Origin of the sequence: Pedobacter riviphilus (assembly GCF_014692875.1) — a bacterium.
GTDB classification, from domain to species: Bacteria; Bacteroidota; Bacteroidia; order Sphingobacteriales; family Sphingobacteriaceae; genus Pedobacter; species Pedobacter riviphilus.
This window is the reverse complement of record NZ_CP061171.1, coordinates 2,306,871-2,330,715: the sequence shown is the minus strand read 5'-3', so window position 1 is coordinate 2,330,715 and position 23,845 is coordinate 2,306,871. Positions and strand designations below refer to the sequence as shown.

The following is a 23,845-nucleotide window of genomic DNA, read 5'->3' as shown; positions in this document are numbered from 1 at the left end:
TAACTTTGCAGTATACATATTAACCAAAAATAGGATGTCTCATTTAAAATTTAATCCACGTACTTTAATTTTGTTGTTAATGATATTGGTAATAACGGCTTTCCGTTTGCTGGTAACATTTAACTCAGATGAATTAAAGTTTGCTAATTTTTCATCAATAGGAGCGGTAGCTTTATTTGGAGGAGCATATTTTAAAGATAATCTTAAAGCATTCGCTTTTCCGCTATTGAGTTTATTTTTAAGCGATTTAGTGCTTTATACAACCATATATAAAAAGTATGTAGATATATTCTTAATTCAAGAACTCTGGACATACCTTGCAATTGCATTAATGGTTTTAGTGAGTCGTTTCTTACTAAAAAAGGTAAATATTGCTAGCTTATTACTTTCTACAATTGTAATTGTATTCATCCATTGGATTGTAAGTGATATTGGCTCATGGTATAAGAACCCGCTGTATACACAAAACTTCAATGGGTTTATAGATTGTTTAATTAAAGCCATTCCATTCGAGATCAGATTCTTAGAGGGAACAGTGATTTATGGTGCATTACTTTTTGGAGCTTTCGAAATTTTAAAAGCAAAATACCCAGTATTGAAACTGCAAAGACAAAAGTTATAGATTTCCATTGATTGGTATAATATCAATCAAGCGAAAACAACATAGAAATCCTCTTTTGATTCGATTCAAAAGAGGATTTTTTTTAACTTAGACTCCTCATCATGCTGAGTTATTTTAGCATCTAATAAAGGCTATCAGATACTGAAACAAGTTCAGGATAATACATAAATATTGATATGAAAGTTGTTTCCTTTTTACCTGCTGCTACAAAAATGATTTACGATATGGGCCTGCAAGAATACCTGCATGGCGTAACATTCGAATGTCCTAAAGAGGCGGCAGCTCAGCCTAAAGTTGTACGATGCATATTAGAAGGTAAAAACTATTCGAGCATCGAAATAGACCGTATATTTTCTGCATCAAAAGCACAAGGCAAAAGTTTGTACTGGGTAGATGATGCACTATTGGAAAGCATCGCACCTGATGTGGTTTTTACACAGGATATATGTGAAGTGTGCAACATCGATACGGTTTGCACCGAAACAGCCGTAATGAAGCTCAGTAAACAACCTGTACTAGTTCCTTTATCACCAAATAACTTACGGGATGTTTTCGAATGTGCTATTACCATTGCCAACGCTTTAGGAAAGGAAGAGATAGCGTTAAACTATCTGGCAGGGCTGCAAAAGAAAACAGATCATATTTTAGATCAGCTTAGGGCAAACCGTGCGCCATTAAAAAGGATCATGCTGATGGAGTGGATAGAACCGATTTATAACTGCGGACATTGGATTCCTTTTCAGATTGCTGCCGCTGGTGGTGTTGATATGCTGTCTAATCCTGGTGGTGACTCTATTGTAACGCAATGGGATAAAATCCAGAAATATAATCCAGAGGTTTTAGTTATTGCCCCATGTGGTTTTGATATGGAAAGAAGCATGGAAGAAATGGAGCTGCTAACCTCAAAAACAGGTTGGAAAGAGCTAGAGGCCGTAAAAAACAACCAGGTTTATATTGCTGATTTTGATATGTTTACCCAGCCTAGTGTAGGCACACTTGTTGAGGGTATTGAAGCTTTAGCTTGTATGTTTCACCCTGAAATATTTAAGGCGGACGAAAACATAGCCAAAAAATTCATCAACTACAGCCAGCCTGTGAAATCATTTAAATCTGTATAATCACATTTATGAAATTAGTTGTTTTAACAGGAGCAGGGATCAGTGCTGAAAGTGGGTTAAAAACATTTAGGGATGCTGATGGATTATGGGAAGGCTATAATGTTTATGATGTAGCCACCCCCGAGGCTTGGGAGAGAAATCCGGAATTGGTACAAGAATTTTATAATGAAAGAAGAAGGCAGGTTTTAGCTGCGAAACCTAATCTGGCTCACCAGGTGCTTGCCGAGCTGGAAAAAGACTTCGACGTTGAAATTATTACCCAAAACATTGATGATTTGCACGAAAGGGCAGGCTCTACCAAAGTTACCCATCTTCATGGCGTAATTACCAGGTCTCAATCAGATAGAAAAGCAGATTTAACCTATGCCATCGTTGGTTCAGAAATAAAAATGGGCGAGCTTTGTGAGCTGGGCTCTCAACTTCGTCCACATGTAGTTTGGTTTGGCGAAGCTGTACCCATGATAGAGGTAGCCGTTAAACTTTGCAAACAAGCCGATCTGTTTGTGCTCATCGGAACTTCGTTAGCTGTTTATCCCGCAGCAGGTTTAATTGATTTTGTGCCTTCCTTTGTTGATAAATACATTATTGATCCAAAAACACCCGATGTAAAGCGTTATAAGAATATAATCAACATTGAAAAAAACGCAGTAGAAGGCGTTGCGACGTTAAAAGAAATCCTAGCCAATGCCAGATAAAAAGATTTGCATTTTTAATTGGAGTGGTGGTAAAGACAGCACATTGGCTTTGCATTATGCTTTACAAGATTCAACTATCGAAATCCGATACCTGATTACTACAGTTACGGAAAAATACAACCGTGTTTCCATGCATGGTGTTAGGGAATCCTTACTGATCAAACAGGCTGAAAGCATTGGTATTCCACTGTATCAGATTCGTTTGGGCGAAATGCCCGATATGGAAACCTATGATAGTACCATGAAGCATCATCTTTCTAAATTTAAAGAGGAAGGTATTACCCATTCTATTTTTGGCGATATCTTTTTAGAGGACTTACGTACTTATCGCGAGAACAAATTAGCAGAAATTGGACTTAAGGCTATTTTTCCACTTTGGAAAAAAGATACACAACATTTAATTGAAGAATTCCTAAACCTGAACTATAAAACCATCATTGTTTGCACACAGCAAAATCTCGAAAATTTTTGTGGAAAAGTAATCAGCCTTGATTTAATCAGGCAACTTCCCGCAGATATCGATCCCTGCGGCGAAAATGGAGAGTTTCATACTTTTGCATTTGAAGGACCAATTTTCAAGAGTAAAATCACTTTCACCATCGGAGAGAAGGTATTCAGAACTTATAATGCTCCAAGTAAAACAACAAAAGATGACGATTCACCTTGCTCAACCACAACCCTTTCTGGCTTCTGGTATATGGATTTATTGGAATAATTTTTCTTTTCAAAACATTTTGGCATCATTTTTTCTTTAGTATGGGTAATTAACTAAATCATACAACACATTGAAACCTGTTTAGCGAGGTTAGGTAGCTAAACAAGCGTCATATTAAAAAATTAAGAGTTATGAAAAAGATATTGGTAGTAATCGCATTAAGTTCTTCAGTTTTATTTGCTTGTAATAATAAGGCAAAAGAAGAAGCAGCATTAAAACAACAACAGGCCGAAAAACAATTGGCAATTAAAGCAGTTAAAGATAGTTTAAGGTTAGATAGCTTTAAAAAAGCCGAAGTGGCCAAGGTAGAACAGGAAAAAGAAGCTAAACACCAGGCAGAATTAGCTGCAGCAAGGAGAGCAAGCTCATCTAGATCTTATGCAAGTTCTGGTGGTGGTTCTACTGGCGCTTATGGTGGTGCACAACCAACAGCTAAGAAAAAAGGCTGGAGCGATGCAGCTAAAGGTGCAGTTATCGGTGGTGCGGCAGGAGCAGTTGGTGGTGCATTAATCGATAAGAAAAAAGGTAGAGGTGCTATCATCGGTGGATTAGTTGGAGCTGGTGGCGGTTATTTAATCGGTAGAGGTGAAGACAGAAAATCTGGCCGTGTGCAACCTAAAAACTAAAAAGCTTTAGAAGATAATAGGAAGTCTCGATTGTAAAATCGGGGCTTTTTTTTTGTGCCCAAAAAAATGATTTATATATTAGTGAAAAAAGAACCATGATAGAAACTCAAACCGCAGATAAAGGACAGATCCAACACTTCGTAATGTTCTGGTTAAAACCTCAACTAACTAAAGCCGAAATTGCAGATTTCGCCAATTTTTTTGAAAGCTTAAAACCAATCAAATATATCAAAACATTAAGTTACGGTTTAGCTGCTAACACACCTGTACGTCCGGTAACCGATAACTCTTTTACTTATTCGCTAACCATTACATTTGCCAACATCGCAGACCATAATGCTTATCAGGAAGATAAAGCACATTTAGACGCCGTAGAGAAATTTTCGAAAAACTGGTACAGGGTAGTGGTACACGACACGGTGATTGCTTAATAAGTTTTAGCCACAGAAGCGCCAAGCATAAGGAACATTCTACGAGCGTTATCCTGAACTTGTTTCAAGATCTTCTTGTATTAACCATTAATGCGCACAGATGAATACATATTTCATTTATGCGCATTTTTATTAAATATTCATTTACGAACGGGTCAATCCCGCGATCAGTCATTTCGGGCGCAGCCGAGAATCTATTTTAAGTAACCTTAGAAGAGATTGGTCACCATGAATTTATTTCAGGGCTACAAAATAGATATTGTTCACTACAGGATGAAAAAAGTCCAAACCTCCCATTTATTTGGCAAAATAAGCAGGTGAAATTATATTTTGTTATTGTGTATAAAAATCAATATATCAATTGTTTATATAAATTAATTTAAACAATTACTATTTATTAGAAGTGCTTTTCTTTCTAAAAACAATCCAATATTCGAAATATTATTTCGAACAAACAAATAATACTCTAAAAATCAATTAGTTATATTAATAAATACTAGTATTGATGCCTGTTATAGGCCGCCGTGAAATCAGAACGCATTATTTTAAAACGAGCTATTACTGTTTGAATAAACACTTCGTCTATAATTTCAAACACATCATTAACACCGCCCCCACTTAGATCAAGTTCTGCAAGTTTATAACTTTGCTCAAAGGTACCCTGCTCAAACTTTACAATATACTTTTGGTTCATCGAAAAAATGGTGATCTTACATTCCGGATGTGGAAGTTCTGCTACTACTCTCATTTATTTTATATTTTTATTTACAATTCAACAGATATGCCATTCAGTGTACCCCAGGTATCTACAATCGAGAAGCGGGCAAATAATTCTTCTTTATACCACTCGCGCTCCCTGGTAAGCTTAATCACATCAGAATGATCAAAAGATTTATACGCATAGTTTTTCATACTATCTGCATCGGCCCAGATCGAAAAGGTGGCCTGATCGAAAAATGGGTTTTCACCAATACCTGCCGACAAGATAAAGCCTGGTGCAGTGCGCATAGCATCAGCTGCTCTTTTAATATTCTGCCTAAACTCTTTTAACTTGTTAAATTTAATTGCTGCCCTTGTAATTACAGCAATCTTATCCGTGTGGACATTACTTGCTATATCGGATTTAAATGGCTGTACTGCTGACCATAAGCCATGACTAGATAAAGGGTTTAATAATATAGTAAAGCTTTCAACTCCGAAGAAACCAAACCATTTCATCACAAAAGAATCACGATAAAAAACATCACAATCCTTCCTGTTATCCCAGGTAGTAAGCACAGCCCAATGTTTGTAATCAGGAGCTAAATCTACCTGAGCATCTTTTCCGCTTCCCATTAACTTCCAGAACCTGCATCTTTTATTCAACCACAATGGCAACCGTAAAACAGCCATTCCCATAAAAGCAAAAGGAATGGTGAGGCTACGGAATTTGGTAATGGTTAAGGCTACGATCATAAACTTTACGATTAATGATGCCAAAACTAAGGATTTTAAGAATAGGTTATCATTCAAATTTTCGTCATTAAAACCCACCATTGCTTTGTATCTCACAAATCATAACTAACTTTGATTATAGAAAAATTAAAATGGCAGAAGATTTAACCATTACCAGAAACACATCAAAGGAAGAGCAATATCAGTCAATCATCCCTCAGATAGATGCTTTGCTTTATGGCGAAACAGATTTTATTGCAAATCTCGCAAATGTCGCAGCGGCGCTCAAAGAGCAATTTAACTGGTTCTGGGTAGGGTTTTATTTGGTTAAAGAAGATGAATTGGTGCTGGGGCCATTTCAAGGTCCGGTAGCCTGTACACGCATTAAAAAAGGGAAAGGGGTATGTGGCGCGTCCTGGCAACAGGCAGAAACCATTATTGTTCCTGATGTTGAGGAATTCCCTGGTCACATCGCCTGTGCATCGGCTTCGAGATCAGAAATTGTTTTACCCTTGATGGTGAACGGAGAAGTGATAGGGGTTCTAGACGTGGATAGCGAGGTTTTAAATAAATTTGATGAAACGGATAAGGTTTATTTAGAGCAGGTTATATCCATTTTATTAAACAGGTAGTTAAGGTAATGTATTGAAACTAAAAGAAGAATACTATCTGAATGAAGACGTGGTTAGCCTAGCTAAAGATCTGTTGGGTAAGGTATTGTATACCAAAATTGATAACGAAATCAGCGCAGGGATTATCGTAGAGACCGAAGCTTATTTTGGCATAAAGGATAAAGCTTCGCATGCCTATGGTGGTCGCAGAACCAGCCGAACAGAAACTATGTATGGTAGCGGCGGTATTGCCTATGTATACCTCTGTTATGGTATGCACAATCTCTTCAATGTTGTAAGTTCAAAAGAAAATGATCCACATGCTGTTTTAATTAGGGGTATAGAGCCTTTGATTGGGATTGATATTATTGAACAGAGGAGAAATATGTTGCATACAAAAGGCGCAATTTCAGCTGGTCCGGGTTCTGCGGCAAAAGCACTAGGGATAGATAGAACTTTTAATGCCAAAAATCTTACCGGTAATGAAATCTGGATCGAAGACCATGCTATTCGATATCAAAACGAAGATATTGTAGCTACACCCCGTGTGGGTATTGCATACGCAAAGGAGCATGCTTTGTTGCCTTGGCGGTTCTTTGTAAAAGGCAATAAATATGTGAGTAAACCGAATAAGGTTTAATAAAATAACATAATTGAAAAGCAGGTTTGGAAACAATACCTGCTTTTTTTGTAATATTGAGGCGATGAATTTTGAAAACAACTTATTATTTGCGCAAGCAAAAGACGAAGCGGACAAGTTACGTGATTTTCGGTCTCAGTTCTTATTTCCGAACCACAATGGAAAAGATTTTATTTATCTGTGTGGTAACTCATTAGGGCTTCAACCTAAAGTAGCTGGTGAAGTTTTAAAAGGTCAGCTTAATAACTGGGCCAACTATGCTGTAGAGGGCTGGTTCGATGGAAACGAACCCTGGATGTTCTACCACAAGGCACTTAAAAAGTTAATGGCCCCAATTGTTGGCGCATTACCATCGGAAGTTTGCCCAATGAATACCTTAACCGTGAATCTCCATTTGTTAATGGTTAGTTTTTATCAGCCCAAAGGCAAGCGTTTCAAAATTATTATGGAAGGCGGCGCATTCCCGTCTGACCAATATGCAATAGAAAGCCAGGTAAGGTTTCACGGTTTCGATCCAAAAGAAGCGATTATAGAGGTTTTCCCTAGAGGAGGCGAGGAAATACTCCGTACGGAGGATATTGTTGTTCAGATCAAAGAAAATGCAGGCGAAATTGCGTTGGTGTTATTTGGTGGAATTAATTATTACACCGGGCAGTGGTATGATATGGAAACCATTACAAAGGCAGGGCATGAAATCGGCGCAATTGTAGGCTGGGATTTGGCGCATGCTGCAGGTAATGTGCCCTTAAAGCTTCACGATTGGGATATCGATTTTGCTTGTTGGTGCTCATACAAATATCAAAATTCAGGTCCAGGAGGAATAAGCGGAATCTTTGTTCATGAAAAACATTTCAATAATACCAAATTAAATCGCTTTGCTGGATGGTGGGGCTACCAGGAGCGTAAGCGTTTTAAAATGGAAAAAGGCTTTATTCCTGAAGCTGGGGCAGACGGTTGGCAGGTAAGTTGTACGCAGGTAATGCCTATGGCTTTATATCATGCTTCTCTTCAGATTTTCGAACAGGCGGGCTTTATGGAGCCGTTAAGAAGTAAAAGTATTGCTTTAACTGCCTATCTTGAATTTATTATAAATGAAGTAAATAAAGAAATAGGTGTAGAGCAGTTTAAGATTATCACACCTAAAATCGCTAAAGATAGAGGAGCCCAATTATCCATCATCGCACAGCGTAATGGTAAACAGATCTTTGATGGTTTAATGGCTAATCATATACTTGGCGATTGGCGCGAGCCTGATGTGATCCGTTTAAGTGCAGTTCCACTTTATAACTCTTTCGAAGATGTTTACCACGCCGGAAAAGCGCTTTTAAAAGTAAGTAAAGAGGTTTTACAATAACAAAGCACAGACGCTCATTAAAAAAATAAGAAATGATTAATTACAATCCTAAAGACTGGAGTACCTTCATTTTTCATATTCACAAAAGCGACACTTTTCGGAAACTGTGGCCATTAATGCTAGCTGTAGCAGTTTTTTCGGGTTTGGTGGCATTTGCAGAACTCAATTTTTTTCAACTATCGAAAAGCAGTTATGTAACCAATATTGGTATGATGCACAGCTTATTGGGCTTTGTATTATCCATGCTACTGGTTTTTAGAACAAATACAGCATACGACAGGTGGTGGGAAGGAAGAAAGTTGTTGGGATCGCTAACCAATGTGAGTCGTAACCTGGCCTTGAAAATAAAAGCACTTAAATTAACAGAGGAAGATGTCCGTTTTTTCGAATATGGCATCCCTAAATATGCTTTTGCCTTAAAGGAACATTTACGCGAAAGAATGTATTTTGGCAAAAATAGCCTTTTAATAGAGGTTGAAGAGGGTAAACACGTACCAAACCAGATTGCAGGAAGCTTGATTAACAGGTTATACGAATTACTTGGAAAAGGTGCTATCTCACAGGAGCAGTTTATTGTGCTTTCAGGCGATTTTAATCAATTTACCGATATCTGCGGCGCTTGCGAACGTATCAAAAATACACCGATCCCATATTCTTACAGTGCTTTTATCAAGAAGTTTATCTTTATTTACGTTATTACTTTACCTTTTGGATGGGTATTCAGTTTGGGTTATTTCGTGGTGCCGATTGTACCCTTTATTCTCTATGTATTAGCAAGTTTGGAGCTGATAGCTGAAGAAATAGAGAACCCGTTTGGAGAAGATGCGAACGACCTCCCGGTAGATCAGATCTGTACGAACATCGAAAAACACGTAGAGGAGATTTTAGGTTAATGATTAAGATTGCCTGGCATCCACTCTACGCACATCCTTTGCCCGAAGGACACCGTTTTCCGATGCTTAAATATGAATTGATACCTGAACAACTTTTACATGAGGGGACTATAACATCGCAGAATCTATTTAGTCCCGAACTAGTTTCAGAGGATGTTATACTCTTGACTCACGAAAAAGCATATTGGGAGCAGCTTAGGGATTTAACACTATCAGCAAAAGACCAAAGAAGGATAGGTTTCCCTTTAAATGCGCTGCTTTTAGAACGAGAACTGAGAATTACGCAGGGCACAATTGATGCTGCCCATTTTGCAATAACTAACGGAATTGCCTTTAATGTTGCAGGAGGCACACATCATGCGGGCAGCAATTGGGGAGAAGGTTTTTGCTTGCTAAATGATCAGGCTGTTGCAGCTAATTATCTGTTAAATAAAAATTTAGCTAAACGGATCTTAATAATTGATTTAGATGTGCACCAGGGAAATGGTACTGCCGAAATCTTTCAAAATGAGTCAAGGGTATTCACTTTTTCGATGCATGGCGATAAAAATTTCCCTTTTAGAAAAGAAATTTCAAGCTTGGATGTGCCTTTAGATGATGGTGTACAAGATGAAGAATATTTGTCATCTTTAAATGTAAATTTAAAAAAGGCACTCGAAAGAGCAAAGCCTGATTTTGTATTTTATTTATCGGGGGTAGATGTACTTTTTACTGATAAGTTGGGTAAACTGGCTTTAAGCAGAGCAGCATGCAAAGAACGTGACAGCATGGTACTGCAGGCCTGTAAAAATAAAAATCTACCGGTGCAGGTGAGTATGGGCGGTGGCTACTCCACCGATATCAGAGATATTGTAGATGCACATTGTAACACCTATCGGCTGACCTTTGATTTATTTGTATAAGCTCACGCACAAAACCATAATATCCTTATCTTCGCGGCCATATGTTGGAGATTATTTATCAGGACGAAAATCTAATTGCAATTAACAAACCACATGGGCTATTGGTACATCAATCTTCCATTGCAAGAGATGCTACAGAGTTTGCGCTTCAGTTATTAAGAGACCAGGTTGGTAAACATGTTAGTCCGGTGCATAGATTGGATAGGAAGACTAGTGGAATCTTGTTGTTTGCTTTTGATAAAGTATCTGAAATCGCTATGCATCAGCAATTTATGAATACACAAACCGATAAAAAATACTTGGCTATCCTACGTGGTTTCACACCTGATGCCATGGATATCGACTATCCGTTAGCCAAAGAAAACGGAACCATGCAAGATGCTTTCACCTCGTTTAGAACACTTCAAAGGGCAGAGGTAGCAGTAGCTTTCGGTAAACATCCTACCTCTCGGTATTCATTGGTTGAGGCTACACCTAAAACCGGGAGAATGCATCAACTGAGAAGGCATTTTAGCCATATATTACATCCGATTATTGGAGACAGGACACATGGCTGTAATAAACAAAACAAATTTTTTAAAGAGCAGTGGGATATGACAACTATGTTGCTCCATGCCTCCGAATTAGCATTCTATCATCCCATCACAAAAGAAAAAATCCATTTAAAAGCCGGTTTGCACAATGAGTTTAAAAGAGTGATGGATTTCATGAAAATGGCACACTAACACAATTTTTGCCATTAAAATCTGTTTATATAGCATCTATGATTAAATACTTACGTTTTACACTTCCAGTTTTAGCGCTTTTTGCAGCCAGTTGTTCATCTGTTTATATGCCAAACGTTCCAAATACCCCCATGTTGAGTAAACAGGGTGAATTTAGTGGTGGTGCACATATCTCCTTAAAAGGCAACGCCAGTGTTAATGGTGCTTATGCCGTTTCTGATCATATCGGTGTACTTTTTAGCGGATCGAGAATGAACAGCGAAAGAAAAACCAAGGATTTTGGACATAAATTAATTGAGATCGGCGGGGGGTACTTTGATACTTTTGGGCCTGACAACAACCGGATTATAGAAGTTTATGCAGGTGTAGGAAAGGGGTGGAGCGATATCACTTTCCGTGATTATAAAGACGATATCCTCGTCAGTTCCGAATTGCAGGAAGTAGATTATCGGAAGACATTTTTACAGGTAAATTATAGTTCGAAAAAGAAAAACAACCTGCATTTATTCGGAACCGATTTTCCGATTAACTACGGTACGGCGTTAAGGATTAGCCATATTAAAATGGATAGGTTCTTTTTAAATGGTGTTGTTCAGCCAAAAGAAGACAATATCTTCTTTGAGCCTGTATTCTTTACGCGTATGGCACTCAGTAAAACTTTCCAGTTGCAGTATACCACGAGCAGTAATATTGGCTTAAAGAGTCGCAAATACATGTCTGCAGGTAATTCTATCTTTACCATTGGTGTTGTGGTTAATGTTGGAGGGAAATAATTCCCGAATAATTTTCTTTATCCGGAGGATAAATTATATTTTGCGACAAAACCGTTCAATACAAAAAATCTATGCTTAAATCTTTTAGGATAATTCTACCTATTTTATTTTTATCACAAATTGTGATGGCTCAGTCTGAGTATGTCGTATTAAACACGGGAGATACAATTTACTGTAACTTTCAAAAAGGAAAAAAAGGCATGCTGATGTTTAACCCAATTGCTGGTGGAACAATGAAACCGATCATCGCAGATAGCATTAACGCATATTTTCAAAGAAAAGATAAATGTGTTTTTATTGCTAAAAAATTGCCGGGAGAAGATAAAAAAAAGTTTTTAGCAGTCTTGGAACAAGGTAAGGTTGATCTTTACCAATTTTCACAAAGTTATAGGACTGGCGGTTTCTCTATTTCTGGTATGCCTGGTTCCAATTATGGAGCGGGCAGTGTAAGCAGTTTTGACCTTTATGCAAAAAAGATAAACACAGATAGCTTGCTTGCGATCAAAACGAATACAATACTCAGTAAAACTTCAGCTAAACAGAGAAGGGAGGCGTTTAATAGCTTAATTGGCGATGATAAAGAATTATTGGATTTCTTTTTGGCAAAGGACGAGTTTAGTGTAGATGTGATTAGAAATACGATTATGCTCTACAATAAACGTAATCCTATTAAACAATAGCAGAGTTACGGTTTAACTTCTTTGTTTTATTCTGGAACCTTAAAAACAACAGGATAGAAGCCGTTAACAAACCCAGTGTTAGTCCGTACCAAATACCATTAACACCTAAATTAAAATGAAAGCCCAGTACATAACCTATGGGAATACCAACCACCCAATAAGCTAAAAAGGTAATAAAGGTCGGAACATTAACATCACCAATACCACGCAAAACACCTAAGCCAACCACCTGTGTACCATCAAACAGCTGAAAAAAGCCAGCAATAATCAATAACTGGGCAGCAATAGGAATAACGGCAGCATCTTCCGTATAAATAAAGGGCATGATGTTGTTGGCCAAAACAAAAATCACTGCTGTAATAGACATAAACAACAAAATAACATGATAGCTGGCTATGGCAGAATTACGTAAATCTTCGAAATTTTTCTTGCCAAAGTTATTTCCTGTCTTAATAGTAGCAGCCGATGCTACCCCACTAGCAATCATATAGGTCATGGCAGCTAAGCTAATCGCGATTTGATGCGCAGCCTGTTCTACCGCACCAATGGTACCTATAAGTACAGCAGCACCGCTAAAGGCACTTATTTCAAAAGAATATTGCATCGCCACAGGCATCCCAATTTTAGCAATCTTAATTGCCCTTATTTTATCAAAGAATGTAGCTTTAAAGCTGATCAGATATTTTTTAAAGTGTTGAGCGCGCAATACATAAAAACACATTACTGTGGCCATCAAAATCCTGTCGATTAATGTACTTAAACCAACACCACTTACACCCATCGATTTAATACCGAACATCCCTTTCACGAAAATGATTCCTAAGATAATGTTAATGGCATTTCCCCAGATTGAAACAAACATGGCTTGTTTGGTAAAACCTAAGCCTTCTGCAAACTGTTTAAAAGTCTGAAAAACTAATAAAGGGATGATCGAAACAGATAAAAGATTCAGATAGGGTTTTGCATAACGTACTACCTCAGGTGTTTGCTCCAGGTGATCGATCACAAAAAATATCCCCAATTGAACAAGTATATATAAAAATATACCTACACAAATATTGATAATGAGACTGTTTGAAAGAAGCTTTCCGCATTCGCCATAATTCTGACGACCGTTTTCCTGCGCAATAAGTGGTGTTAAACCATAAGAAATGCCTAATCCAATTACGAGGATAAGCATAAATATACTATTCACAAGGGAAACAGCAGCTAATTGAACGGTATCAGTAAAATGACCTACAATAATACTATCGGCCATGTGTACCAAAGTATGCCCCACTTGAGAGCCTACAATTGGCAGCGCCAAATGAAGATTTTCTTTATAATAGGGTTTATATTTGGTGTAAATTTTAGAAAACATAGGTTTGCAAAGGTCGGGTTTTTAAAACTCAAAAAATAGGGATGTAGAAAAGTTAATGTAAGGTTTTCAAAGCGATCATCATGCTGAATTTATTTTACAAGTAGATATAGTGTTTTCAATTGCCTTATAGCTACTATGTGGTCAGCATCTTTACTATTAGTTTTAATATGACTAAAACACTTGTAAATAGGTCCTGAAACAAGTTCAGGGTGACGACCATCGAGAAAAAAGAACCCTACCTCACCGCTGTAAAATACTCTTCCTTTTCTGTGGTATGTGATTTGATTACATTAGTCAGAATTAAATTAACCAATACTTTCTGGGCCTTGCGATACGAACTGCGCAACAGTTTACTAAATTCTTTTAAGGTAATCTTTTCGTTTTGCTCGAGGTATTCCAGCAGTTTTTTTTCATTTTCAGAATAGGAAATAAGAACCCCATTATTTTTATATTCCTGTTTCAACACTTCCAAAATAATCCGACTAGCTAGAACGCTTTTATCATTTATGCGGATATAGGCCCACCATTTTTTTTGATCATCGAGTGCATAATGTGGCTTAGTATCACTTTCAGGGATATTTACGACTAAAACCAATTTATCATCTACATAAATTTCTTCAAAGTAAGGCTCAATTGCGGGTTTGCAAAACTGATGTGCAGAAGTTAAGATCATATATTTTTCTTCTTCCTCTGATTTTACCCCTTTAATAGATCCATCATCTGCCACACCGATTAACAATTTGCCACCTTTGTTATTGGCAAAAGCAACTAAACTCTTGGCAATTTTCTCGGTACTGGTAATGGTTTTCTTAAAATCGAGCATAACGCCCTCACCCTGCAAAATTAAACTCTTAATACTCGGCATAATCTAAAAATTAGTAAGCAACTCTGGGCGTTTCGCCTTGATGCAGGTTTCGGATATATACTTCATTCATTACAGTAGCACACAGCTCGCCATCCTTATTGGTAATTTCCATCGGGTAGGCTTTTACAAACTTCCCAATGGTTTTTAATGCATGTTCGGCTTCATTCAGCATATCGTCAGTTACTGTTATGGTAAAGTATAAAGTAGAACGACCGGGTTTTAAATACTGTATAGAGGCACTCTTTAACCAAACACGGACTTTAAAGCCACGGCGTTGCATTAACTGATCAAATAATAAGGCATAAAATGGATCGGTAGCTGCATAAATAGTACCTCCAAAAATAGAGCCGTTATAATTTTTATTCAGAAAACTCTTGCTCAGCTTAACCGTACAGCTTCTAAATTCATTTTCAAATCTCTGAACCCAAATGCGTTGAAAAAATAGGGGGGGTAAAAACGCATTACCCATTTTAGGGTATTTTGAGAAATAATCATACTTACTAATATCAGAAAGTTTTATCACCTTTTAAAGTTTTACAGATCTTGTTTTGGTAATATTTCCGTAATTTAGAAATATGCATGTTTATGATACCATTACCGACGCTTTAACAGATTTAGATCGTCGCGGTTATAATTTAGATTTCAATTTAACGGCAGATGCTTTAGAATGTAAATCATTTAATTTATTACTGAAGCCTGAAGAATTTGAAATCGAAGAGGTATACCGCTTCGAAGGAATGACCGATCCGGCTGATAGCTCGGTTGTTTACGCCATTTCATCAAATGCAGGAAGTTTAAAAGGAGTATTGGTAGATGGTTATGGTGTATATGCTGAAAATATATCGTCAGAATTGCTGAATAAATTGAAGATCCATCATGAATAATACTTTTCTTTGTTTTGTAATTCGCTAATAATCAATGTGATAGATGGAAAATAAGCAATGTGGAATGAAAAAAAATAAAACCAAATGATTATAAGGTTGTTAAGTTGATAGATAACAATAAAAACTATGAAAAAAATAATCTTAAGTCTTGCTTTTGCGGGTTCTCTTATGATAGCCACTTCAGCATGCAATTCGTCTAAAAATATGGCTGGTTCTTCAGACAGTACTGCGACGGATTCGACAAAAATGATGGACACCACTAAAAAGATGCCAGACACCACCGCTAAAAAAGTGCCTGACACTACTAAAATGCCACCTGATACAACGAAAAAAAATCCTCCAATGTAGGAATGCAAAAGCCACTCTAACACAAGAGTGGCTTTTATTTTAAAAATCTATTTTAAATATTTGTGTTATTGCGTACTTTCAACGCTTAAACCAAATAATTAAATGGATCTTCAAGCAAACGCAAACAACCGTAATGTAATTTTCTTAGTTATTGTAGCTGCTTTAGGCTACTTCGTAGATATTTATGACCTTGTTCTATTTTCTGTTGTACGGGTAAAAAGTTTTACCGATATCGGTGTTTCTGCTGCCCATATGCGTACCGAGGGAGAGTATGTAATCAACATGCAGATGTTAGGTTTATTGCTTGGAGGCTTGCTTTGGGGTATTATCGGCGATAAATTCGGTAGAATCAAAGTATTATTTGGATCAATTTTGATGTATTCGTTAGCGAACATAGCCAATGGTTTTGCTACGGATGTACATACTTATGCCATTATCAGGTTTATAGCGGGCATTGGTTTGGCAGGAGAGTTAGGCGCAGGGATTACCCTTGTTACCGAAACCATGGACAAAGAAAAACGTGGCTACGGTACAATGGTGGTAGCTGGTATTGGTTTACTAGGAGCAGCAGCAGCAGCTACAATTGGCAAACATTTTACCTGGCAAACCTCTTATTTTGTAGGGGGTGGCATGGGACTTTTGTTATTGCTTTTACGTGTAGGTACTTTCGAATCAGGTATGTTTAAGCATGCCGATCAAAGTAAGGAGGTTTCAAAAGGTAACTTCTTTATGCTTTTCTCCAATCGGAAAAGATTTTTAAAATATCTGGCTTGTATCTGCTTAGGACTTCCACTTTGGTTTATTGTGGGTATTTTAGTCACTCAATCGCCAGAAATAGGTAAAGCGCTAGGGGCTAAAGATTTATTGAATGCTGGTACAGGGATTATGTACACCTATTTTGGTATAGCCATTGGCGATGTGGTATGTGGCTTTTTGGCCCAGGTGTTAAAGTCACGAAAAAAAACAGTGCTTATTTTTCAAAGTTTATCGGTGATTACTGTACTTGTTTATTTGAACAGTACGGGTTTAACTGAAAGTAGTTTTATCCTGATCTGCCTGTTTATGGGCTTTGCAGTTGGCTATTGGGCAACATTCGTTACTATTGCCGCTGAACAGTTTGGCACTAACATCCGTTCAACTGTTACCACTACAGCGCCAAACTTTGTACGCGGAGCGTTAATTCCGATCACATTTGTTTTCGAATTTTTTGTACACCGTTACAATATTGTTTCGGCTGGTTTTATAGTAATGGGAATTGTAACCGTAATTGCCATGATCTCTGTAGCTTCTTTAAAAGAAAGCTTTAATAAAGACCTCAACTATTTAGAACATTAATTTTTAGGACTTTGGACTAAGGGACTAAAAACTTCAGACTCAAAAACAATGTCAATAAAATGTACTATCTAAACATAAATCAATATTGCTGCTTTAATACCTTTAAATTTGTATGGAAATAGAAAAAATCATCATGTTTAAAGAAGAAGTAGCAGCACGGTATAAGCAAATACAGGATGAAATTTGCAGGGGATTGGAAATTGCCGATGGCGAAGGGAAATTTGAAGAAGAGCTCTGGGAGAGAGACGGTGGGGGAGGCGGACGTACCCGGATTATGCAAAATGGTGCCGTTATCGAAAAGGGTGGCGTAAATTTCTCTGCCGTACATGGTAAACTGCCTGAAGCGGTAAAAAAAGCCTTTAATGTAACAGAAGATGATTTTTTTGCTACTGGAGTTTCAATTGTGATTCATCCAAATCATCCGCTGGTTCCGATTATCCATATGAATATCCGCTACTTTGAATTGAACGAAGAAACACGGTGGTTTGGCGGAGGTATCGATTTAACACCACATTACGTGTTCGAAAACGATGCCCGTTTCTTTCATCATAAACTAAAACAGGCTTGCGACGATTTCAGTGCTGAGTTTTATCCAAAATTCAAAACACACGCCGATGATTATTTCTTTATTAAACACCGTGAAGAAACCCGTGGTATTGGCGGTATTTTTTACGATCGATTAAAACCTGAAAACACCAATCTGTCTTGGGAGCAGATTCTGGATTTCTCCATTAATATTGGCGAAACATTTTTGCCGATTTATACCGAATTAATTGATCGTAACCGGGATAAAGAATTTACCGAAGCCCATAAACAATGGCAATATCAGCGCCGTAGCCGTTATGTAGAGTTTAATTTAGTTTACGATTCCGGAACTAAATTTGGCCTGGAAACCAACGGCCGGATCGAATCTATCTTAATGAGTTTACCACCACAGGCTAACTGGGGCTACAATGTTCAGCCGGAACTAGATTCTGATGAGTATAAAACTGTACAGCTGCTTAAAAAAGGGATTAACTGGGTTTAAGTTTAGCATGACGAATTTGAGTTAAAACAAAGTCAACGGTGCCAATACCTCATGAAAACCAGCTTTCAATTTTCCGGTTCTAAAATCATTTACAAGATTATGGGCCATGCGGGTTGGTTCAGGAATTCTATAGTTTGCGATACTTTTTTTTATCACCTCAAGACTTTCTTCCTGCGTAATTAAATGTCCGGCAGAAATATAAACAGGTGCGCAATTGATTTTTGTTCTCAGTGCAAAGCCAAGCATTTCGCCTGCATTATTTTTAATTTCTGTAGCGCTATATACAACATCTGGTTTATCCGCAATCAATTCCCAAACTTTTAATAATGCCGGAACCTCTTTAAAACCTAAAAATCCTGCTTTATACGGAAAACTGGTTTCGTAAGTTGCTAACGCGAATGATTTTAAGACCATGCCAGGATAAGTTAAGATCACAATTCCAGCATACATGGTTGTACTGTTTTTATTAAATGAAATATCTGCACCGGCTATGATACTAATTTTTTTAAGTGGCTCAAACTTTAATCGTTTGGCTAATTCAATTTGATAAGCAGTAGCATCATCGAAGTTGTAATGGTCGTACATGATATTAGTACAAATTCTTTAGGGTTATTGTTTTATTTATATCGTTGATGGTTTGTCTTATAATTAATATTATGTTAAGTTGTGTTTCTTAAATACCTCCCTATTCCCTTAAAAACAAATAGACTAGAGTTCCTGAAGCTTTCGGTTAAGTTCTTGAACTTTGTCGGTAGCTTTCTTTTTGGTGTAGATATCAATCAGTAACTGAACTGTTTTTTTGTCGTTCGGATTAATTTCATTGGCACGCTGCAAAGCAAACTGTGCGTGATTAATCAATCCATTATACTTAGCAGTTTTATCTGCTTCATTTTTACTTAAGGTTTCGTTGGCTGTGTTTATATAAGCCAAACTTAATTGATACAATGCATCGAAATAATTTTGATCTGTGGCTAAAGCTTTATCATAAGCTAAAATAGCGGTAGCATTATTTCCACCAATTTGTTGCAGATAACCGTAAAGAAAATATAGTAGTTTACTTCCTTTTTCTACTTTTAAGTTATTTTCGATCAGTCCCTGCGCTTTACTGTAATTCTCGGTATCGAGTAAAAGATTGATATAATCGTTGGTTAAAAAACGGTTGAATGGATTAAGCGCAAGCCCGTCTTCTAAGGTTTTAATTGCAGTTTCATTTTCTGATTTTACTACATACATCTGAGCCATTTTCTGGAAAACAGACGGGTTTTTAATGCCATTTTCTTTAGCACGCTTAAAATAAGTTAAAGATTCATCATATGACTGAATGTTTAACGCGCATATTGCGGTATTTAATGCTAAAGTGGTGTCGGCTGGAAAATTATCTGATACTTCTTTTAAGTCTGCAAACGCTTCTTTAAATTCATTGTTAAAATAGGCTTCATTGCCTTTCTCTTGCTTTTTAATCAGAATGTTGTGCGCTGATGCCTTAATAAGTCCTCCATTGTCATTGTAGCGATCAAGCGATTTTGCTTTAGCAACAGCCTCAATGGCATTATCATAAAACTTGTTGGCATTATTAGGATCGGTATCTATTAATGCGGCAAACGACATTAGGTAAGATTTTATTGACCAGGTTTCGGCCCAGTTTTTTGTTTTATTATCTTTTTCTGCAGACTCAATCGACTTTAAACCTTCACTTATAATAGCAAGTTGCTTTTTCTCATCTTCTTTATTGGCGATAGATGCCTGTAGTTTACCCACGGCATTTCTGGCAATAAGGATTTGAGTTTTTTGGGCCACAGCATTAAAAGAGACGAAAATTAAGGCAATTAATGATACTTTAAAGCAATTCTGCATAAGATAAATAATGTGGTAAAACCATAATAAACCATAAAAATAAACATAAAAAAAAGAGCCCCGAAATTTCGGGCTCTTTTTTTAAATGGGTATCAGAATTATTGTTTAGGCAATGCGTCTAAACGTTTCTTGATGTCTTCGTAATTTTTAGTATCATTTCTAAAAGCATAGATCGTTTTCAAGGTTTCTAATGCACCTTGGTTTTTAGCGTCAACTTCTAAAGCTTTTTTGTAAAAAGGGAGCGATTTATCTAACAAAGCATTCATTTTACCTGTTACTTCGTTAAATTCTTTTACTTTCTTAGGATCAATTTTATTTCTGTCGGCCTGTAATTTTAAAGCCTGACTGAAATAGATATTACCTAATAAAACCTGATAGTTAGCATTGTTAGGTTCTTTTGTTGCTAAAGCCACTAACATTTGCTCAGATTTTGCTGCATCACCCCTATCAATATAAATCTGAGTCTCAGTTTTAATCCAGTCGGTATTTTCAGGGAATTTTGCAGTTGCTTCCTTAATAAGGGCCAACGCAGCAGTTGTATCTTTTTGTTTAGCCAATGTGGTTGAGATAATCTCAGAATATAAATCTTTAGACTGTGGAGAATTTAAAGAGATTACTTTTTTGAACTGGGTAATCATATTTGGATAATCCTCATTAAGCCTGGCCGCAATACCCGCATTTAAATACATTGCTGTATCGTTTGGATTAATCACTGTTGCTGCTACAAATTTTGCGTAAGCAGTTTTGTAATCTTTTTTATTGTAAGCAATTACACCACCATTTCTAATTGCATTGCTAATATTGATTTCAGCTGAATTAATGTTGTCTTTCTCCGCACCTTTAGTATCCAGTTTTTTTGCTTCAGCAATAGCTTCTTGTGCAATTTTCAGGTTTGCATCAGCGTTTGCAGTACTTGTTGAATCTAAAATTGCTGCAGAAGAAGCAAATAAAGCACGATAAGACCATGCTTCAGGCATTACTTTAGATTTTTCATCAGCAATAGCTTTATCTGTGTGAGCCAACCCTTTCGCTAACGACTCAAGTTTCTTCGCTAATGGCGTTGATGCACTTGAAGAAGTTAACTGGAACAAACCCCAATCGTTTTTTGCCGCGGTTACTTCACTTTTCTGAGCAAATGCAGCGCTTACTACACCCGCTAGAACTATACTTAGAAATACTCTTTTCATAATTTTTATTCTAATCTTATTTTTAGTTAATTTTCTTCTTCCGTTTCATTATCTGAATCAGCCTCTTCTTCCGTATCGTCAACTTCTGGAGTAGTATCTGCTTCTAATTCTTCACCGTCTGTAACTACAACATCAGTTAAATCTACTGTTTCTTCCTCGTCCTCTTCGTGATCAATTTTAGTTACCGATGCAATCTCGTCATCACCTTTTAATGAGATCAAACGAACACCTTGCGTGGCACGGCCCATTACCCTTAATGCTGAAACCGGAATTCTGATTACAATACCTGAACGGTTAATGATCATCAAATCTTCGCTATCTGTAACGTCTTTAATCGAAACTAATTGTCCGGTTTTTTCAGTAACATTAATTGTTTTTACTCCTTTACCTCCACGGTTAGTTACACGGTAATCTTCAATATCTGTACGTTTACCATATCCTTTTTCTGATACTACTAACACGGTAACTTCAGGATTGTTTACAGCAATCATGCCAACAACTTCATCCTCATCATGCGCAAGCCTAACACCGCGTACACCAGTAGCTGTTCTGCCCATCGGACGAACAGTTTTTTCATTGAAACGGATTGCCCTACCTGAGCGCAACGCCATAACAATTTCGCTTTCACCATTGGTTAAACAAGCTTCCAATAATACATCGCCGTCATTAATGTTGATGGCATTGATACCATTTACACGTGGACGTGAATATGCCTCAAGAGAAGTTTTCTTAATGGTACCTTTTTTAGTACACATAATAATGAAATTGTTCTCTAAGTATTCCTGATCTTTAAGGTTTTTAACCTTAATATAGGCTTTAATTTTCTCCTCTTTCGGGATATTGATAATATTCTGGATCGCTCTTCCTTTACTGGTTCGCGAACCTTCAGGAATTTCGTAAACCCTCAACCAGAAACATCTTCCAGCTTCGGTAAAGAATAACATATAATTGTGGTTTGTAGCCACGAGCATATGCTCTATAAAATCTTCATTTTTTGAAGTACTGCCTTTCGATCCTTTTCCGCCTCTACCCTGCGCTCTGAATTCGGTTGCTGGAGTACGTTTTACATAACCTTCGTGAGAGATGGTGATAACCACTTCTTCATCATCGATGAAATCTTCCATGCTCATATCTTCGGCCGAGTGAACGATAGTTGTTTTACGTTCATCACCAAATTTCTGCTTAACTTCTTCAAGTTCATCTTTGATGATCTTCATCCGTAAACCTTCATCTGCCAGAATAGATTTCAAATATTCGATGGTTTTCATTAATTCGGCATACTCTTCTTTGATCTTATCACGCTCTAGTCCTGTTAAACGACGAAGCGTCATATCCAAAATTGCACGGGCCTGAATATCGCTCAGTCCGAATTCCTCCATTAAGCCTAAACGGGCTTCATCTGGTGTTTCAGATGCACGGATTAATTTAATTACTTCATCTAAATGATCTAAAGCAATTAAATAACCCTCTAAAATGTGTGCACGTTTTTCGGCCTCAGCTAATTCGTATTTGGTACGGCGAACAATCACATCATGGCGGTGATCCACAAAATGTACAATTAAATCTTTAAGATTTAACATTTGCGGACGGCCTTTTACCAATGCGATGTTATTTACACTGAAAGAAGTTTGTAGTGCGGTATACTTATAGAGGTTGTTTAAAACGATAGAAGCATTTGCATCACGTTTAATTTCGTAAACGATACGGATACCATCTTTGTTCGATTCGTCTTTAATGTTAGAAATACCTTCAAGTTTTTTCTCACCAACCAATTCAGCAGTACGCTCAATCATCTGTGCTTTGTTAACCTGGTAAGGAATTTCAGTAACAATAATTACCTCACGGTCTTTAATGTTCTCGATTTCTGCCTTTGCTCGCATTACGATACGGCCTCGACCTGTTTCGAAAGCCTCTTTTACACCAGTATAACCATAAATAATACCACCGGTAGGAAAATCTGGAGCTTTTACAAACTTCATTAATTCCTCGATTGTAATATCTCTATTGTCGATATAGTTTACCACACCATCAATTACCTCGGTTAAGTTGTGAGGTGCCATGTTGGTGGCCATACCTACAGCAATACCAGAAGATCCGTTAACCAATAAGTTCGGGATTTTTGCAGGTAAAACAGTTGGTTCTTGTAAGGTATCATCAAAGTTTAACTGAAAATCTACTGTATCTTTATTGATATCGGCAAGCATTTCTTCAGCAATTTTCGAAAAACGTGCCTCAGTATAACGCATCGCAGCCGGCGAGTCACCATCAATGTGACCAAAGTTTCCTTGTCCATCTACCATTGGATAACGCAAACTCCAGTCTTGAGCCATACGGACCATGGTGAAATATACTGACGCATCACCATGTGGGTGATATTTACCTAAAACCTCCCCTACTATACGGGCAGATTTTTTATGTGGTTTATTACTGGTTACACCAAGATCGAGCATGCCATATAAAACACGGCGGTGTACCGGTTTCAATCCATCGCGTACATCAGGCAAAGCCCTTGATACAATTACCGACATTGAGTAATCAATGTAGGCCGATTTCATCTGCTCTTCTATGTTAATTGGAATGATTTTGTCGTTCTGTTGATTTTCTAAATCTTCTGCCATAAATTATTATTCTCGCTACTTAAAACGATATTAAAAAAAGGGTATTACTATAACCTTGCGAATTTAACAAAATTTAGGCGAATTAAGGTATTGTGGAAAAGTTTTGGCCTTTGTGATAGGTTTTTTACGCCCAATGTAATTTTAAGTT

General features: G+C 37.2%; 27 protein-coding genes. 18 read left to right on the top strand and 9 right to left on the bottom strand.

The annotated features are described in order from the left end of the window. Positions 1 to 34: 34 nt before the first annotated feature. The 6 genes from H9N25_RS09535 to H9N25_RS09510 all read left to right on the top strand — a co-directional run bounded on the left by H9N25_RS09535 (position 35) and on the right by H9N25_RS09510 (position 4,207). Positions 35 to 622, top strand: a complete 588-nt coding sequence (locus H9N25_RS09535) for a DUF6580 family putative transport protein (RefSeq protein ID WP_190328719.1) — start codon at positions 35 to 37, stop codon at positions 620 to 622. 176 nt (positions 623 to 798) lie between these two features. Then, a complete protein-coding gene (locus tag H9N25_RS09530; protein WP_190328718.1) occupies positions 799 to 1,740 on the top strand; it encodes an ABC transporter substrate-binding protein in 942 nt (313 codons plus the stop codon). A gap of 8 nt (positions 1,741 to 1,748) precedes the next feature. Continuing rightward, positions 1,749 to 2,435 (top strand): SIR2 family NAD-dependent protein deacylase, encoded by a 687-nt coding sequence (locus tag H9N25_RS09525; RefSeq protein WP_190328717.1) that lies wholly within the window; start codon positions 1,749 to 1,751, stop codon positions 2,433 to 2,435. Further along, positions 2,425 to 3,150, top strand: a complete 726-nt coding sequence (locus H9N25_RS09520) for a Dph6-related ATP pyrophosphatase (RefSeq protein WP_190328716.1) — start codon at positions 2,425 to 2,427, stop codon at positions 3,148 to 3,150. Before H9N25_RS09525 ends, H9N25_RS09520 begins: the two co-directional genes overlap by 11 nt. Positions 3,151 to 3,281: 131 nt before the next feature. Further along, on the top strand, positions 3,282 to 3,776 hold the full coding sequence (locus tag H9N25_RS09515; protein ID WP_167294476.1) for a YMGG-like glycine zipper-containing protein: 495 nt from the start codon (positions 3,282 to 3,284) through the stop codon (positions 3,774 to 3,776). Positions 3,777 to 3,871: 95 nt separating this feature from the next. After that, on the top strand, positions 3,872 to 4,207 hold the full coding sequence (locus H9N25_RS09510; RefSeq protein ID WP_167294475.1) for a Dabb family protein: 336 nt from the start codon (positions 3,872 to 3,874) through the stop codon (positions 4,205 to 4,207). Between the two features lie 496 nt (positions 4,208 to 4,703). Here H9N25_RS09510 and H9N25_RS09505 read toward each other — a convergent pair whose 3' ends face one another. Beyond that, a complete protein-coding gene (locus tag H9N25_RS09505; RefSeq protein ID WP_167294474.1) occupies positions 4,704 to 4,955 on the bottom strand; it encodes a hypothetical protein in 252 nt (83 codons plus the stop codon). Positions 4,956 to 4,972: 17 nt separating this feature from the next. Beyond that, the gene (locus H9N25_RS09500; protein ID WP_223833685.1) at positions 4,973 to 5,686 is read right to left on the bottom strand and encodes a DUF3291 domain-containing protein; all 714 of its coding nucleotides are present in this window, start codon (positions 5,684 to 5,686) and stop codon (positions 4,973 to 4,975) included. 107 nt (positions 5,687 to 5,793) lie between these two features. On the opposite strand from H9N25_RS09500, the gene H9N25_RS09495 reads away from it, so the two are divergent. The 8 genes from H9N25_RS09495 to H9N25_RS09460 all read left to right on the top strand — a co-directional run bounded on the left by H9N25_RS09495 (position 5,794) and on the right by H9N25_RS09460 (position 12,219). Beyond that, positions 5,794 to 6,273 (top strand): GAF domain-containing protein, encoded by a 480-nt coding sequence (locus tag H9N25_RS09495; RefSeq protein WP_167294473.1) that lies wholly within the window; start codon positions 5,794 to 5,796, stop codon positions 6,271 to 6,273. 13 nt (positions 6,274 to 6,286) lie between these two features. Then, entirely contained in the window at positions 6,287 to 6,892 is a 606-nt protein-coding gene (locus H9N25_RS09490; protein WP_190328715.1) for a DNA-3-methyladenine glycosylase, read from the top strand. Between the two features lie 64 nt (positions 6,893 to 6,956). Next, positions 6,957 to 8,246: a kynureninase gene (gene kynU, locus H9N25_RS09485; protein WP_190328714.1), complete on the top strand. Its 1,290-nt coding sequence runs from the start codon at positions 6,957 to 6,959 to the stop codon at positions 8,244 to 8,246. A 32-nt stretch (positions 8,247 to 8,278) separates the two neighbouring features. After that, positions 8,279 to 9,139 (top strand): bestrophin family protein, encoded by an 861-nt coding sequence (locus tag H9N25_RS09480; RefSeq protein ID WP_167294470.1) that lies wholly within the window; start codon positions 8,279 to 8,281, stop codon positions 9,137 to 9,139. Continuing rightward, positions 9,139 to 10,041, top strand: a complete 903-nt coding sequence (locus H9N25_RS09475; RefSeq protein WP_190328713.1) for a histone deacetylase family protein — start codon at positions 9,139 to 9,141, stop codon at positions 10,039 to 10,041. Before H9N25_RS09480 ends, H9N25_RS09475 begins: the two co-directional genes overlap by 1 nt. A gap of 41 nt (positions 10,042 to 10,082) precedes the next feature. Further along, entirely contained in the window at positions 10,083 to 10,766 is a 684-nt protein-coding gene (locus H9N25_RS09470) for a pseudouridine synthase (protein ID WP_190328712.1), read from the top strand. A 38-nt stretch (positions 10,767 to 10,804) separates the two neighbouring features. Next, positions 10,805 to 11,539: a hypothetical protein gene (locus H9N25_RS09465; RefSeq protein ID WP_167294467.1), complete on the top strand. Its 735-nt coding sequence runs from the start codon at positions 10,805 to 10,807 to the stop codon at positions 11,537 to 11,539. Between the two features lie 71 nt (positions 11,540 to 11,610). Beyond that, complete coding sequence (locus tag H9N25_RS09460) at positions 11,611 to 12,219, top strand: hypothetical protein (protein WP_167294466.1); 609 nt, start codon at positions 11,611 to 11,613, stop codon at positions 12,217 to 12,219. Here H9N25_RS09460 and H9N25_RS09455 read toward each other — a convergent pair. From H9N25_RS09455 to H9N25_RS09445, 3 genes are all read right to left on the bottom strand, one after another. After that, positions 12,209 to 13,579: an MATE family efflux transporter gene (locus H9N25_RS09455; protein WP_190328711.1), complete on the bottom strand. Its 1,371-nt coding sequence runs from the start codon at positions 13,577 to 13,579 to the stop codon at positions 12,209 to 12,211. The genes H9N25_RS09460 and H9N25_RS09455 overlap by 11 nt on opposite strands. A 235-nt stretch (positions 13,580 to 13,814) precedes the next feature. Continuing rightward, positions 13,815 to 14,444, bottom strand: coding sequence for an AlbA family DNA-binding domain-containing protein (locus H9N25_RS09450; protein WP_167294464.1), 630 nt, complete (start codon positions 14,442 to 14,444; stop codon positions 13,815 to 13,817). 10 nt (positions 14,445 to 14,454) lie between these two features. Next, complete coding sequence (locus H9N25_RS09445; RefSeq protein ID WP_330221099.1) at positions 14,455 to 14,967, bottom strand: DUF4442 domain-containing protein; 513 nt, start codon at positions 14,965 to 14,967, stop codon at positions 14,455 to 14,457. Positions 14,968 to 15,019: 52 nt separating this feature from the next. Here H9N25_RS09445 and H9N25_RS09440 point away from each other — a divergent pair, with 52 nt between their 5' ends. The 4 genes from H9N25_RS09440 to hemF all read left to right on the top strand — a co-directional run bounded on the left by H9N25_RS09440 (position 15,020) and on the right by hemF (position 18,038). Next, positions 15,020 to 15,328, top strand: coding sequence for a phosphoribosylpyrophosphate synthetase (locus H9N25_RS09440; protein ID WP_167294462.1), 309 nt, complete (start codon positions 15,020 to 15,022; stop codon positions 15,326 to 15,328). Positions 15,329 to 15,454: 126 nt separating this feature from the next. Further along, positions 15,455 to 15,676: a coproporphyrinogen III oxidase gene (locus tag H9N25_RS09435; protein ID WP_167294461.1), complete on the top strand. Its 222-nt coding sequence runs from the start codon at positions 15,455 to 15,457 to the stop codon at positions 15,674 to 15,676. A 102-nt stretch (positions 15,677 to 15,778) separates the two neighbouring features. Further along, positions 15,779 to 17,011 carry an MFS transporter gene (locus H9N25_RS09430; protein WP_184468115.1) on the top strand — a complete coding sequence of 411 codons (1,233 nt, stop codon included), beginning with the start codon at positions 15,779 to 15,781 and terminating at the stop codon, positions 17,009 to 17,011. A 112-nt stretch (positions 17,012 to 17,123) separates the two neighbouring features. Further along, positions 17,124 to 18,038: an oxygen-dependent coproporphyrinogen oxidase gene (gene hemF / locus H9N25_RS09425; RefSeq protein ID WP_407947448.1), complete on the top strand. Its 915-nt coding sequence runs from the start codon at positions 17,124 to 17,126 to the stop codon at positions 18,036 to 18,038. Between the two features lie 21 nt (positions 18,039 to 18,059). Here hemF and H9N25_RS09420 read toward each other — a convergent pair whose 3' ends face one another. The 4 genes from H9N25_RS09420 to gyrA all read right to left on the bottom strand — a co-directional run bounded on the left by H9N25_RS09420 (position 18,060) and on the right by gyrA (position 23,697). Further along, entirely contained in the window at positions 18,060 to 18,623 is a 564-nt protein-coding gene (locus tag H9N25_RS09420) for an endonuclease V (protein WP_190328710.1), read from the bottom strand. A 123-nt stretch (positions 18,624 to 18,746) separates the two neighbouring features. Continuing rightward, positions 18,747 to 19,892 (bottom strand): tetratricopeptide repeat protein, encoded by a 1,146-nt coding sequence (locus tag H9N25_RS09415; RefSeq protein ID WP_190328709.1) that lies wholly within the window; start codon positions 19,890 to 19,892, stop codon positions 18,747 to 18,749. A 98-nt stretch (positions 19,893 to 19,990) separates the two neighbouring features. Next, positions 19,991 to 21,079 (bottom strand): tetratricopeptide repeat protein, encoded by a 1,089-nt coding sequence (locus H9N25_RS09410; RefSeq protein WP_167294455.1) that lies wholly within the window; start codon positions 21,077 to 21,079, stop codon positions 19,991 to 19,993. A gap of 26 nt (positions 21,080 to 21,105) precedes the next feature. After that, entirely contained in the window at positions 21,106 to 23,697 is a 2,592-nt protein-coding gene (gyrA, locus tag H9N25_RS09405) for a DNA gyrase subunit A (RefSeq protein ID WP_190328708.1), read from the bottom strand. Positions 23,698 to 23,845: the final 148 nt, after the last annotated feature.

Excerpts from the sequence above, each read along its gene's own strand:
- H9N25_RS09465 (WP_167294467.1), top strand. The coding sequence starts at position 10,805 with ATGATTAAATACTTACGTTTTACACTTCCAGTTTTAGCGCTTTTTGCA.
- H9N25_RS09430 (WP_184468115.1), top strand. The coding sequence starts at position 15,779 with ATGGATCTTCAAGCAAACGCAAACAACCGTAATGTAATTTTCTTAGTT.
- kynU (WP_190328714.1), top strand. The coding sequence starts at position 6,957 with ATGAATTTTGAAAACAACTTATTATTTGCGCAAGCAAAAGACGAAGCG.
- H9N25_RS09515 (WP_167294476.1), top strand. The coding sequence starts at position 3,282 with ATGAAAAAGATATTGGTAGTAATCGCATTAAGTTCTTCAGTTTTATTT.
- H9N25_RS09535 (WP_190328719.1), top strand. The coding sequence starts at position 35 with ATGTCTCATTTAAAATTTAATCCACGTACTTTAATTTTGTTGTTAATG.
- H9N25_RS09525 (WP_190328717.1), top strand. The coding sequence starts at position 1,749 with ATGAAATTAGTTGTTTTAACAGGAGCAGGGATCAGTGCTGAAAGTGGG.
- hemF (WP_407947448.1), top strand. The coding sequence starts at position 17,124 with ATGGAAATAGAAAAAATCATCATGTTTAAAGAAGAAGTAGCAGCACGG.
- H9N25_RS09470 (WP_190328712.1), top strand. The coding sequence starts at position 10,083 with ATGTTGGAGATTATTTATCAGGACGAAAATCTAATTGCAATTAACAAA.
- H9N25_RS09435 (WP_167294461.1), top strand. The coding sequence starts at position 15,455 with ATGAAAAAAATAATCTTAAGTCTTGCTTTTGCGGGTTCTCTTATGATA.
- H9N25_RS09420 (WP_190328710.1), bottom strand. The coding sequence starts at position 18,623 with ATGTACGACCATTACAACTTCGATGATGCTACTGCTTATCAAATTGAA.
- H9N25_RS09455 (WP_190328711.1), bottom strand. The coding sequence starts at position 13,579 with ATGTTTTCTAAAATTTACACCAAATATAAACCCTATTATAAAGAAAAT.
- H9N25_RS09410 (WP_167294455.1), bottom strand. The coding sequence starts at position 21,079 with ATGAAAAGAGTATTTCTAAGTATAGTTCTAGCGGGTGTAGTAAGCGCT.
- H9N25_RS09530 (WP_190328718.1), top strand. The coding sequence starts at position 799 with ATGAAAGTTGTTTCCTTTTTACCTGCTGCTACAAAAATGATTTACGAT.
- H9N25_RS09520 (WP_190328716.1), top strand. The coding sequence starts at position 2,425 with ATGCCAGATAAAAAGATTTGCATTTTTAATTGGAGTGGTGGTAAAGAC.
- H9N25_RS09510 (WP_167294475.1), top strand. The coding sequence starts at position 3,872 with ATGATAGAAACTCAAACCGCAGATAAAGGACAGATCCAACACTTCGTA.
- H9N25_RS09415 (WP_190328709.1), bottom strand. The coding sequence starts at position 19,892 with ATGCAGAATTGCTTTAAAGTATCATTAATTGCCTTAATTTTCGTCTCT.
- H9N25_RS09440 (WP_167294462.1), top strand. The coding sequence starts at position 15,020 with ATGCATGTTTATGATACCATTACCGACGCTTTAACAGATTTAGATCGT.
- H9N25_RS09505 (WP_167294474.1), bottom strand. The coding sequence starts at position 4,955 with ATGAGAGTAGTAGCAGAACTTCCACATCCGGAATGTAAGATCACCATT.
- H9N25_RS09480 (WP_167294470.1), top strand. The coding sequence starts at position 8,279 with ATGATTAATTACAATCCTAAAGACTGGAGTACCTTCATTTTTCATATT.
- H9N25_RS09475 (WP_190328713.1), top strand. The coding sequence starts at position 9,139 with ATGATTAAGATTGCCTGGCATCCACTCTACGCACATCCTTTGCCCGAA.
- H9N25_RS09460 (WP_167294466.1), top strand. The coding sequence starts at position 11,611 with ATGCTTAAATCTTTTAGGATAATTCTACCTATTTTATTTTTATCACAA.
- H9N25_RS09495 (WP_167294473.1), top strand. The coding sequence starts at position 5,794 with ATGGCAGAAGATTTAACCATTACCAGAAACACATCAAAGGAAGAGCAA.
- H9N25_RS09450 (WP_167294464.1), bottom strand. The coding sequence starts at position 14,444 with ATGCCGAGTATTAAGAGTTTAATTTTGCAGGGTGAGGGCGTTATGCTC.
- gyrA (WP_190328708.1), bottom strand. The coding sequence starts at position 23,697 with ATGGCAGAAGATTTAGAAAATCAACAGAACGACAAAATCATTCCAATT.